The sequence below is a fragment of the Shewanella sp. SW32 genome (assembly GCF_025653365.1).
In the GTDB taxonomy this organism is placed as follows: Bacteria; Pseudomonadota; Gammaproteobacteria; order Enterobacterales; family Shewanellaceae; genus Shewanella; species Shewanella oncorhynchi.
In genome coordinates this window covers 80,068-93,358 of sequence record NZ_JAKKSJ010000019.1, presented here as the reverse complement: position 1 = coordinate 93,358, position 13,291 = coordinate 80,068, and the positions used below count along the sequence as shown (strand labels likewise).

5 protein-coding genes are annotated in these 13,291 nt (G+C 49.7%); all 5 read left to right on the top strand.

The features are described from left to right. Window positions 1–16: 16 nt before the first annotated feature. On the top strand, window positions 17–1,123 hold the full coding sequence (locus tag L5M28_RS13090) for a DUF58 domain-containing protein (RefSeq protein ID WP_263203528.1): 1,107 nt from the start codon (window positions 17–19) through the stop codon (window positions 1,121–1,123). Next, window positions 1,120–3,291, top strand: coding sequence for a DUF3488 and DUF4129 domain-containing transglutaminase family protein (locus L5M28_RS13085; RefSeq protein ID WP_263203526.1), 2,172 nt, complete (start codon window positions 1,120–1,122; stop codon window positions 3,289–3,291). The genes L5M28_RS13090 and L5M28_RS13085 overlap by 4 nt, the downstream gene beginning before the upstream one ends. Before the next feature lie 155 nt (window positions 3,292–3,446). Next, the gene (gene recC, locus L5M28_RS13080; RefSeq protein ID WP_263203524.1) at window positions 3,447–7,265 is read left to right on the top strand and encodes an exodeoxyribonuclease V subunit gamma; all 3,819 of its coding nucleotides are present in this window, start codon (window positions 3,447–3,449) and stop codon (window positions 7,263–7,265) included. Then, window positions 7,262–11,068 carry an exodeoxyribonuclease V subunit beta gene (gene recB, locus L5M28_RS13075; protein WP_263195797.1) on the top strand — a complete coding sequence of 1,269 codons (3,807 nt, stop codon included), beginning with the start codon at window positions 7,262–7,264 and terminating at the stop codon, window positions 11,066–11,068. Before recC ends, recB begins: the two co-directional genes overlap by 4 nt. Beyond that, window positions 11,065–13,263 carry an exodeoxyribonuclease V subunit alpha gene (gene recD, locus L5M28_RS13070; protein WP_263203523.1) on the top strand — a complete coding sequence of 733 codons (2,199 nt, stop codon included), beginning with the start codon at window positions 11,065–11,067 and terminating at the stop codon, window positions 13,261–13,263. Before recB ends, recD begins: the two co-directional genes overlap by 4 nt. Window positions 13,264–13,291 lie beyond the last annotated feature (28 nt).

Here is a 13,291-nt window from a genome sequence, read left to right as displayed (position 1 = left end):
AGGAAATAACTCAGAAGTGAAACGACTGATACTCCCGACTTTCATTCCGACGTTAGTCCCGATTTGGCAACGTTGGTTAGCAAGACGCTTGCCACCGAGTTCCGAAATAACCTTAAGCCATCGCAGCATTTTTATTCTGCCGAGCGGTTTTGGGTTAGTTTGGCTTGGTCTGGTTTTACTCTTATACTTATTCGGTACTAACTATCAAAACAACTTAGTCATTGGCCTCAGCATCTTACTCCTAAGCCTCTTTAATACCTGCATTCTCTACAGTTACAAAAATCTGGCCGGCTTACATGTACGGGCCACGACGCCGCCCGAAGTCTATGCGGGCGAAACCTTAACTTTTCCTGTCCTTATCAACACTCACCATAGTGGCCATAACATACAACTTAACTATCCGCATAATCGCACTTATACGGTGCAGAACGTCGGCACAGATGAACAGCAAGCGCTCGTACCCTTCGAATATCATCAGCGGGGCCAAGTGTCACCGGGTCGGCTCAAAATTGAATCCTTCTATCCCTTAGGGCTTTGCCGCGCATGGTCCCATGTGGATTTGGCCATTAGTCACTTAGTCTTTGCCCAGCCGATTGAAGCGCCGCTGCAGCTTGAGGCTGATCATACCCAGTCGGAGCAAGATCCCCTGTTACTCGCGGGTAAACATGTATCGGGGATTGATGAGTTTAAAGGCCTTAAACCCCATGTGCTCGGCGAATCCCTCAAGCAAGTGGCATGGAAACAATGGGCACAGGGTCGCGGCATGCTGACTAAAGAATTCCAGCAGCCCCAAGGTGATCCCGTCTGGTTAAGGCTCAGACCCGATACCAAACGCCTCGAAATCCAATTGAGTCAGCTAAGCTGGCAAGTCAATAAACTCACGCAACTTGAGCAGTATTTTGGCTTACATCTGCAAAACCCAATGGGAGACGATGTTCTGATCGCGCCCGCGATAGGCAATCACCATAGGATCGCCTGTCAAAAAGCCATTGCCTTATATCCACAATTAGCGCCTTCAACGGCGAAGCCCCCATATCAGTCATCAGCCGCTAATCAGCCACAAAAAACGAATCAAGCTCCCCGCAAGCAGCATCATATCCCTACTTCGAGGAAGCAAGTATGAAGTTAGCGGCCAATAGCACGACACCTCAAATCGGCGACAATATTAGCCGCCAGACACTTTTTTGGTTATTGATCACCAATATTGCGGTATTAAGCCCACTATTTGATAAAACCACGCCTTGGACTTTGGGCATTTGCGCTATCTGTTTGCTGTGGCGTGTGGGGATTTATGTCGGCAAAGTGGCAAAACCACCGCGTTTTTTGGTGACCAGTCTTGCGATCGGCGCCGCAACCACACTGGCACTCGTCTCAAAGGAAATAGGCTTACTCAATGCGCTAGTGAATCTGCTGCTGTTAGGTTATGCCTTAAAATACATTGAAATGCGTAATCAAAGGGATGTACGCGTTGTCGTCCTCGCGGGCTATTTTATTATCGCGCTGACCTTTATCGACCATCAATCCCTGCTTAATACCGCGCACTTGCTCGTGGTGACGTTGATCAATACCTGCGTGCTCGTGACTTTGTATCAAGATAAGCAATCCTTAAAACACACGGCTTGGATCGGTGGCAAATTTTTACTCCAGAGCCTTCCCCTCGCGCTGCTGTTATTTTTAGTGTTACCGCGTCTTGCACCGCTCTGGTTAGTGCCCAACATGAAAGAAGCCCAAACGGGCTTGTCCGATAGTCTGGCGATTGGTGATATAGGTAAGCTTACCCGTTCGACTGAACTTGCCTTTAGGGCGAGTTTTACCAATGCAACGCCCATTAATGCCGAGTTATATTGGCGTGCCCTCGTGATGGAGAACTATGATGGTGTCACTTGGCGCCAAGAAGCGGGGATTAAACAGTTGCAAAAAGATGCGCTGCTGTTTCCGCCCTCACGGCCCAGCCCAGCATTGATGGTCAATAATCCTGATCCCATGAGTGATCCCATGAGCAATAGTCCTGCTCCGATAAGCAGTGAAGATCAAGAGATCGCATTAAGTAAGCAAGATAAGCATAGTATTCGTTATCAAGTGATTGCTGAGCCGAGCCACCAGCCGTGGTTATTTGGTCTCGATGTGGCCTATAGCCAAGATGATAACGTGGTCAATATGCCCGACTATCGGCTGTTGGCGCTGCGCAATATCGATCAGCGAATGAGTTATCAAGTAGAGTCTTGGCCTAAGGCTAAGATGGATCTCAGGCTATCGGCGCGGCAAAGGCAGATTAACCTCGAACTGCCGAGTAACAGTAATCCACGAACTTGGGCACTGGCCGAGCAATTCAAGACTCAATATCCCGAGCCTAAGCCACGACTGTGGGCCATGATGCGCCACTTTAATACCGAGCCTTTTTTCTACACACTCACGCCACCTCCCCTTGGACCGCAACAAGTGGATGATTTTCTATTTGAAAACAAAGCCGGATTTTGTGTGCACTATGCCGCAGCCTTCATTGTTATGGCGCGGGCCACAGGCTTACCCGCACGTATGGTTACGGGTTATCAGGGCGGTGAGTTGAATCCGCAAGCGGGTTACTACAGCGTGTATCAATATATGGCCCACGCATGGGCTGAGGTTTGGCTCGAAGGTGAAGGTTGGGTGCGTTTCGACCCGACTGCTATGGTGGCGCCCGATCGAATCGAACAAGGATTCGACGCCCAGTTTGATCCCGCGCTGAGTTACCTGCAGGAAAGCCCTTTTAGTAGCTTACGCTTTAAATCCATGCCTTGGCTCAATGAGTTAAGGCAACGTTTTGCCAGCATAGATTATTACTGGAGCGTGTGGGTTCTGGGTTTCAATCAAGATAGACAAAATCAAGTGCTCAGCGGCATTTTAGGTGATGTGACAAACACTAAAATCGCGGTATTTATGGGGCTATGTATCAGCCTTATCGTGCTCTATATCGCCTACAGTGCGGGGCTATTACATTTTAGCACTCAGGGCGATCCTATCAGCGCTCGCTATCAACAGGTCTGCAATCGCCTCGCCCGCCATGGTATTAAGCGTAATGACAGTGATGGGCCAAACCAATTTGCGCAGCAGATTATCGGGCAATACCAACACAGAGCACCACAGCTTTGTGCGCTAATGCACACCTTGACCCAAAGTTATGTGGCGCTGAAGTATCAAGATTTGCCGAATGATGACTACCAAGCGCATTTAACAAAATTTAAAGCGGCGGCGAAGCAACTGAATTGGTTATTACTCAGGGCTAAGGTGAAAAAGAAGTTCACGCTAGCCTAGCATTTGTAAACTGAGCATTAGCCGGCCAAGTTTCATCGGTTCAAGGCTCAGTAAACACCTAAAATTGCGAGTTAATTCCACAGAAGCAGCAATAGTGTTGAATCTTATAAATCAAACACATAGAATTGTTTTACTGTCACCATGCCGAGTTGCACATGCTAAAGTTAATCCAGTCCAATCAGATGGAAGTGCTCTGCGCCCATTTAGCCGCTTACCTGACCCAACCCCTTGCTTTTGCACGTCTACTGAGTAACGAGCATATTTTGGTGCAGAGTCCCGGCATGTCGACTTGGCTGCGCCTCGAAATCGCCAAACAAAATGGGATTGCCGCCGCATTGGAATTCCCGCTGCCATCGAGCTTTACTTGGCAGTTGTGCCATGACTTATTGCCCGATGTGCCCAAAGACAACGCCTTCACTAAGGCGGCAATGACGTGGAAGCTGATGCAACTCTTACCGCGCATGTTGCAAAATGACGCCTTTGGGCCGTTGAGACACTATCTAGGTAATACGCTAGACAACAGGTCCACCACAAATACCGCCGACACGAGTGAACATCTCAACACCAGTGATATGACGGCTGACGACATTAAGCTGTACCAACTCTGTGGCCGTATCGCCGATATCTTCGACCAATACTTAGTGTATCGCCCCGATTGGATTTTAGCGTGGGAGCAAAACGAGCAGCCCGAATCACTCACCAAGCCGCTGAATGAAGACCAACGCTGGCAACCCATTTTATGGCGCGCACTGATTGCCTTTAATCGTGATGAGCTTAATCAAAGCCATTACCACAGGGCCAACCTGCACAGTGACTTAATTGCCGCGCTGAATCATCCCGACACGTCACTCGCCAAATTGCCACAACGCTTATTTGTGTTTGGCATTTCCTCGATGGCGCCGCAAACCCTTGAAGTACTTTACCATCTGGCAGGTCGTATCGATGTGATCGTACTGGGCTTAAGCCCGTGTCAGCACTATTGGGGTGACATTGTTGATCCCCGTAATCGGGCCCGCATGGCGGTGCAATATGCGGGTAAACGCCAATTAGCCGAACTGTGGGAAGATAAACTCGAAGTGGGTAACCCGCTGCTTGCCAATAACGGCAAGATGGGCCGTGAATTACTCGATATGCTGCTTGAGCTCCCCGCCGAACACTGCGACTTTGGCGACGATGTGTATTGTGAGCCCTGTGACGATCCCAACTCGCCACACAGTCATGCCAGCATGCTCCACGGGGTGCAATACGATATTTTAGAGATGCAAACCTTAGACAGAGTACTAGGGCCTGATGCCGAGCTGTATCAGAATGTCGAGAACAGACGCCTGCTTAAGCGCGACGATGAATCCATTCGAGTCAAGAGTTGTCACAGTCCACTGCGGGAAGTCGAAACCCTGCACGATCACTTGCTTGAGTTACTCAGCAACCATGCCGACCTGACACCCAAAGACATAGTGGTGATGATGCCCGATGTCGCCGCCTACGCGCCCTATATCGATGCCGTCTTCTCGGCGAAGCAAGGTCTGCATTACATTCCCTACGCCATTGCCGACCGCGGCGCAGCGCAGGAATCACCGCTCATCAATAGCTTTTTGAATTTACTTGGGATTAATCAAAGTCGTTTTGGTCTGACCGACATTTTGAGCATACTCGAAGTACCCGCCATTTTGCGCCGTTTCCAGCTCGATGACGATGAATTGCAACTGATCCGACGCTGGTTAGATGAAGCGGGCGTGCGTTGGGGCCGCGATGAACAAAGCCGCCTTAAACAAGGCGTGCCAGCGTTTAAGCAAAACTCCTGGGCCTTTGGTATTAAAAGGCTGATTTTAGGCTACGCCTTGAGTGACGATGCGCCGCTGTACCAAGACCATCTGATCGTGACTGGCATCGAAGGCCAATCGGCGCAGGCGTTAGGTAAGTTACTCAATTTTATTGAAGTACTCGATGAAACGGCGCAAATACTCGCCTTACCGCAAGTGGGCGCCCTGCGTTTGGCTGAATTAACTGAGCTACTGGATGCCTTCTACGACACTGATGAAGACGAGCGCGAACAATTGCAGGAAATCCGCGATGCCATTGCCGTCCTAGAGCAAGAGTTACTATCGGCGGGCAAGCCATTGGATACAAACTCGTTAGATACAAGTATGTTCGAGACGCTAGCCAAACAGAGCATAAGCGGACTGAGCCTCAGTATCGAAGTGCTGCAGCAATGGTTTAATCAACGCTTAACCGAATCTCGGGTCGGCCAGCGTTATCTTGCGGGGAGCGTGAACTTTTGCACCTTGATGCCGATGCGCTCGATTCCTTTTAAGGTCGTGTGTTTACTCGGCATGAACGATGGGGTTTATCCTAGGGTTCAACATCCCGTCGGCTTTGATTTAATGGCGCATTTCGGTGCCCGTAAAGGCGATCGCTCCCGCCGCCTCGATGACAGATATTTGTTTTTAGAAGCCTTATTGTCGGCGCGGGAACAACTGTATATCAGCTATATTGGCCGCAGCGAACGGGATAACTCTGAACGTATCGCCTCTATGCTCGTCTCTGAGCTGATTGAATATTGTCAGCTGTGCTATTTGCCTGAAACGCTATTGGCTCAATCGCAAAACGCTTCAAGCCCCATAGACCCAGAGGATGCCGAAAAAGCCCTCTATAACGCAATTGTCAGCCACCAGCCACTGCAACCCTTCGATCCTAAGTTGTATCAAGCCACAGTAAAAAATGATGACAAAGATGGCTCAAACATAGATGGATCAGGCAGAACCCAAAATAACTCGGGCATAGGCCAAAGTTACAGCCTGCAATGGTGTCCGCCCAATGCGGACGCTGCGGGCACACATGCGGGCCGCTTTATCGGCGTGCAAACTCGCATCATGCTCGAAGCGGATGAACAAGACTCAGTGCCAGATACAGAGGCACAGCCAGCTTCTGAGCACGAACAGCAGCAAAGTAAGCAAAGCAAGCAAGTGGATGTGTCAGCCCTGATCCGTTTCTTTCGAAATCCGGCGCAGTACTTCTTCAACCGTACGTTAAAAGTCGATCTCAGCCTTAATATTCAGGCCGATGATAATGACGAGCCCTTTAGCTTGAATGCCCTAGAGCGTTATATGTTACAGGCCCAGTTACTCGACGATGCCATAGGCCAAGGCCTAACTGAGCCCGATATCGAGCTGATTAAACGCCTCAAAGCCAGTGGCACTTTGCCCATGCAGCCCTTCGATGATTTGCTGCTACGCCAATATCAGCACGATATTAAGCCTTTGATTGGCAGAACCTTGTTCCTCAAGGGAGAACAAGCCAGTAGTCATGCGGATATTAAACTCCTGTTTGACTTGCCCATCACGGCGGGTAAATCCCAGCAAGTGGTACTGCAAGGCCGTATTGATGACATCAGCCCTAAGGGATTAGTGAATTACCGTCCTGGTAGCGCCCACGGTCGCGATGTGCTGAGGTTGTACCTTCGCCACCTGTGTTTAATGGCAATGGGCCACACACATGCAAGCTATCTACTCGACATGGGGCACTTCCACGCCTTGGCGCCAATCACTGCTGAGCGCGCCCATGCGTTACTGGCCGATTTGTTAGTGTTGTTTTACCAAGGCCAACAACACCCACTGTGTTTTATGCCGCGCACGTCACTGGCCTACGTCAGCTGCGAGGGTGAGCACGATGAGCGTTTGCAGCAAGCATTACCCGAATGGTTAGATGAGCAGAGTCAATTGGGTGAAGGGAACGAACCCCATTACCAGCGATTATTCAGTTTCCCGCGGGATTTCTCTGAGGATAGCTTTAGTGCATTAGCCGAGCGTATCTATCGCCCTATGGTGAGTTTATATCTCAAAGACACGCTGGCTCAGCTTGAGGAATTTGCGCTAAACGATGGCATGAGCCAAGGCCCTGCTAATGAACACGCGACTGACACACAAGCTCTCGCACCACATTTGAACCGCAATAGCGCACATGGAGAGCAAGCATGAGTGAACAGATGCAGTTAAACGCAGCAGCGTTACATTCAGCACCACAAGCGCTTGATCCTCTCACTCTGCCCTTTGGCGGTAGTCGTCTTATTGAGGCCAGCGCAGGCACAGGTAAAACCTACACGATTTCAGGTCTTTACTTACGCTTATTACTTGGTGATGGCATTCCTGCACCGCTCACCTGCGAACAAATTCTCGTAGTAACTTTTACCAATGCGGCCACCGAAGAGCTAAGGGATCGTATTCGCCGGCGTATTCAAGTCGCCTTTAAGTGCTTCTTAGGACTAACGATTGCCGACCCCTTTGTGCAGGCATTGTATGACAACACCCCAGAGAGTGATCGCGCCATTGCCCTGCGGCGGTTCGATCTCGCCCTTAAATCACTCGACGAAGCGGCGATTTTTACCATTCACGGTTTCTGTCAGCGAATTTTATCGGATCTCGCCTTTGAGTCTTCCTTGCTGTTCGAATCGGACTTTACCTTGGACGACAGCGAATTTTTGCACCATGCGGTGCGGGATTTTTGGCGTGAGGCCTGTTATCCGCTGCCCGATTACTTAGCGCAAATCATTGCCAAGGAATTTGGCGAGCCCGATGGTTTAGTCAAACAGTTGCGACCGCTCCTTGGCGCCAGTCAAGCAAAGCTTTTGAAACCCGCGCTTAAGTTTGATGCCTTAGCCCTGTCACTACGCCAAAGTTTAGAGCGCTTTAAATTAGCTTGGCCAAGGGGACGCGATGGCTTATTGGCATTGCTACACAGTTTGCCGCTGAATGGTACCCGCTTTGGCAAAGCAACGGATAAGTACCCCAAGCTCGCCGCCATGTTCGATGCACTAGATAACTGGCTCGCCTTCGGGCATGGGTTGCCGCCACTGAAAGAATTAGAAGCCTTATCGCTGTCTGAGTTAAAACTCAACAAGGGCGGCGTGATCCCAAGCGTGAGCGAAGCGCCGCTGATGGATCATATGGAGCAGCTCGCTACATTGATTGCCGCCATTAAACCAGCGTTTTTACATAGTGCGAAACTTGGCATAAGCGAGCGATTTTCCCAGCAAAAGCAGCAAAAAAACGTGCTGACCCCAGATGATTTACTCACGACATTAGCAAGCGCGCTACATGCCAATAATGAAACCTTGCCCAAAGCCGTGGCAACACGTTTCCCCGTCGCGCTTATTGATGAATTCCAAGATACCGATCCGCTGCAATTTGCGATCTTCTCTGGCATCTACCAAGGCCGCTACTCGTTTGAAAAGCAAGGTGTAGACGCTACTGAAAATAAGCTCATTCTGTTGATGATTGGCGATCCTAAACAGGCCATTTATGCCTTTCGCGGCGCCGATATCCATACCTATATTGAGGCCCGTCATCATACGCAGGCCCACTATCATCTGGATACCAACTACCGCTCAAGCGCAAACATGGTCGCTGGGGTTAACCATCTGTTTAGCCAGCATCACGATCCGTTTATCAGTCAGTCGATCCCCTTTGATAGCGTGAAAACGCCCAGCAGTGCCAAGGGGAAAACCCTCACTGAAAAAACCGCCAATCCTGCCGCCTTAAGATTAAGACTCTTAAGCGAAAGCGCAGAAAACGGCCTCAACAAAACCACCGCAAGACACTTGCTCGCCGAAGATGCAGCAGCGGAGATCACCCGTTTACTGACAGATGCGGCCAATGGCGAATGCCACAGCCCGAAAGGGCCTTTAATCGCTAAAGACATCGCTATCTTAGTGCGGGATCGCAACGAGGCGGCGGTGATGAAAACCGCATTGAGTAAACGCCACATAGGCGCAGTGTTTTTAAGTCGCGACAGTGTATTCGATACCCTTGAAGCGCGGGAAATGGCGTTAATTTTACGATCTCTGGCGAATCCTAAGGATGAGCGGGCACTGCGCAGCGCCCTAGCCACGGCATTATTAGGCTACAGCGCCGAGCAAATTCATGCCTTTAACCAAGATGAAGAGCACAGACAGCTGTTATTAGAGCAGTTTTTTAACTTGCACCAAGTGTGGCAAAAACGCGGCATCATGCCCGCGCTATTAAGCCTTGCCAATAGCACTAAGCTGATTGACCGTTTACTGCACACCGCCAGTGCTGAGGTAGATGCTCAAGAGCAAGATGCCACAAACGGTGAGCGCCGCCTGACGGATTTTCGCCACCTTGCCGAGCTATTACAGCAAAAGGCCACCGAACTTGATGGTATTAGCGCCCTGCTCAATTGGTATGAACAGCAACTGATTGATAACACAGGCACAGATGAACAGCAGCTGCGTCTTGAAAGCGAGCAGAATCTGGTGCAAATTGTGACTATCCATAAGAGTAAGGGCCTTGAGTATCCCGTGTGTTTTGTGCCCTTTGTCAGCCTAGCCCGTGACAATCGCCGCCGCCCGACGCCTATGCTGTACCACAGAACTAACGATGCAGGTGAGCAAGAGCTAGTATGGGATATCGAAGGCACGGATGAAGGTTGGGAGCGCGCCAAGCAAGAAACCTTAGCCGAAGACTTGCGCCTTTTGTATGTGGCGCTCACTCGCCCTGTGTATTTGTGTTACTTGTATATCGCCAACCACAGTCGTCAGCTTAAAAATGGCCTTAAAAGTCAGCTGCATGAAACCGCTATCGGCTATCTGCTCGGCATAGGCGACTCAGAATGTGACTTTGCCCGTATCTGCAATGCTGCGCAGCAGCTCGCTCAAGATGTGGAAGCCATAAGTATTGATAAGGTGCCCGATGACATAGACGAGCGCCCATTGCCCTCAAGCCAAGACATAGCGCAAATACTTAGCGCGAAAACCTTAACCCGCCAATACAGCACGCCGTGGCGAGTCGGCAGTTATTCAGGCCTAGTTAAAAATACCAGCCATGGTAAAGCCGCTCCGGGTGCCGACGATGAAATATTAGGTACGCTTGAATATACGGCTGCGCAAACACTCTCTATTCCTGATGAGGCAAGTCATGATCTGCAGGATGACATGCTCAATCGCTTTAACTTTGAACGCGGCGCCAATGCCGGTAGCTTTATGCATTTAGTGCTAGAAGAGATTGATTTTACGCAGGCAGAAATCGACTTACCGCTGCAATTGCCTAAAGCCATGCTGCAATACGGTATCGCGCCCGAATGGCAAACAATATTACATACTTGGTATTTGGATGTGCTGCATGCACCGCTTTGCGCGATACCGCATGCCTTAGCGTCGCAGGTCACTAGCCATGTAAGAGCCGTAAGCGCCGTAAGCGCCGTCAAACCTGCTCATCCAGATCTGTGCTTAGCCAAGTTATCGCCACAGAATACCTTAGTCGAAATGGAGTTTTATTTACCCTTAAGCGAACTTAAAGATACTGAACTCAATGCGCTACTGCAGCAATTTGGCTATGAGTCGACACTTAAGTTTGATGATCTCAAGGGCATGCTCAAAGGCTTTATCGATTTAACCTTTGAATACCAAGGTCAATATTATATCGCCGACTATAAGTCGAATCATTTAGGCGACAACATCAATGCCTATCATCAAAGCGCGCTGCAAAATGCCATAACTGATCACAGGTACGATTTGCAGTACATCCTCTACTCATTGGCGCTGCACAGATATTTGAGTTTACGCCTGCCAAGTTATGACTACGAAAGCCATATCGGCGGTTGTTATTACTTGTTCTTACGGGGTATGTCGGCTCAGTATCCCGGCTACGGTATTTACTACGACAAGCCGCCGAAGGCACTTATTCTCGCGCTGGATTCACTTTTTAATGACAATTTATTTCACAGCAGATTAGCTGGTGCAATCGATACAGGAGTCACGGCATGATGCGCTCAACCCAAGGGCTAAATGCACATTCACTCACAGCCGCGAAATGGATAGATCATGGCGCAATCCAGCTTACCGCGCCGCTACCAGAGCTGTTGAAACAGTGGGAGCAAGAACGACTGCTCACGCCACTCGATCGGCATTTCGCACTCGAAATGAGTCTCTTACATCCAGGCGACAGCCAACATCCCTTATTTATTTTGCTGTGTGCGCTATTAAGCCAGCAATTATCTTCACAGCACAGTTGTCTAGTGCTCGCCCATATTGTGCCACTTAATCCCATGGCCGAACAAAATAGCCATTGTAAAATCACCTTAAGCCTCGAAGCGCTCACTGAGACCTTACAAACCTTTGATGCCGTCGGCCAAGCGGGCAGTAACAAACCGCTTATTTTTGATAATGGCATACTCTATTTACAACGTTATCATCAATTTGAAACCTCAGTCGCCGCCTCATTAATCCGCTTGTCCGGAAGCGTATCTAGGCAATTATCTGAAGAAGCAAACCACCAAAAGCAACCGCAAATCGCTAAGTTGAGGTCACTGCTAGATCAACTGTTCCCTACCACTGTGAGCGATCCCCATTCACTCACTACCAATGTACTCACTAACAGTGAAGACACAGCACCCATTGATTGGCAAAAGGTCGCCACGGCCACAGCGCTGGGTAAAAAACTGTCGGTGATCACTGGCGGCCCAGGTACGGGCAAAACCACTACTGTGACTAAGCTTTTGTTATTGCTACAAATGGAATCACAGCAGGAAATCCGTTTAGTCGCGCCAACGGGAAAAGCGGCGGCTCGCTTAAGCGAATCAATCAAAGCCTCAAAAGCGCGTCTGGCGAAGGAACTCAGCGCCCATGCTAATGTTATTGATGAAGCTCGCAATAGAAATAGCCAAGACTTTTTAACGGCTCTGGGACGTATTCCAGAGGAGGCATCAACCTTACACAGGCTGCTTGGGGTGATCCCCAATTCGCCGCACTTTCGCCACCATCAAGGTAATCCGCTTAGGCTCGACTTATTAATCGTCGACGAAGCCTCTATGGTCGATTTGCCCATGATGTATAAATTGCTCAGCGCACTGCCCGAGCACGCCAGTTTGATTTTACTCGGCGATCAAGACCAACTCGCCTCAGTTGAGGCTGGCGCTGTGCTCGCCGATATTTGTGCGGGCCTTAAAATACCAGTAGATCCCAATAACCTTGCTCAGAACAACATAGCTTCAAGCAGCCCTGCTCTGTGGCAAATGCGCTATTCCAAGGAACAAGCCGAGCGTCTGAGTGCTTTAACGGGTTTTGAGTTAACGCCCTATATCAGCGACGCCCCTAAACTTGGCGATAGCTTATGTATGCTAATGCACAGCCACAGATTTAAAGGCGATGCAGGGATTGGACTGCTCGCCAGTGCCGTCAATCGCGCAGATCTTCAAGGTATTTTGCAGGTATGGCAACAGGGACCTGCAGAATTGAGCTGGTTAGAACACAGTATGGTCGTAAGCCAAACCCAAGCCAAAGTGAGCGAGCCTGCTAATAATATGGGACTCAATTCACTTCTAGAGCAAGCCTGCCAGCAATATGGCACTTATCTCAGCGCCTTGAATAGCGATACGAGTAATAGTGATTTAAGCAAGCGTCCAAGCACAGCTGACATCATTGAACGCTTTAACCAGTACCGTATTCTATGTGCTATGCGCTCGGGCGATTATGGGGTTGAAGGTATTAATCAATTTGTGACTCAAGCACTGGCCAATGCCAAGCTGATTAAACCGCTACAGGAGTTTTATCTGGGTCGGCCCATTATCATCCAAAGCAATGACTATAACTTAGGCCTGTTTAACGGTGATATCGGATTGATTTTGCAGGATGAAGATAAACCCGAACGTTTAATGGCGCACTTTATCAAGGCCGATGGCAGCCTGTTAAAAGTCTTGCCAGCCCGTTTGCCAAGCCATGAAACCTGTTACGCCATGACAGTACACAAGAGCCAAGGCAGCGAATTTAGCCGTGTGGCCTTAGTATTGCCGCCGAGCCCCAGCCTAGCCCAGTGGCAACTGCTGACCAAAGAGTTGGTCTACACCGCCATCACCCGCGCTAAAGTCCACTTTACCTGCTTAGGCACCCAGCACGTATTCGAGCGGGCCAGTAGCCAAGCAACCCAACGCGCATCGGGTCTTGCCGACCGCCTTTGGGGGTGAATGAAGCTTTGTGGTCAATGGGGAACAC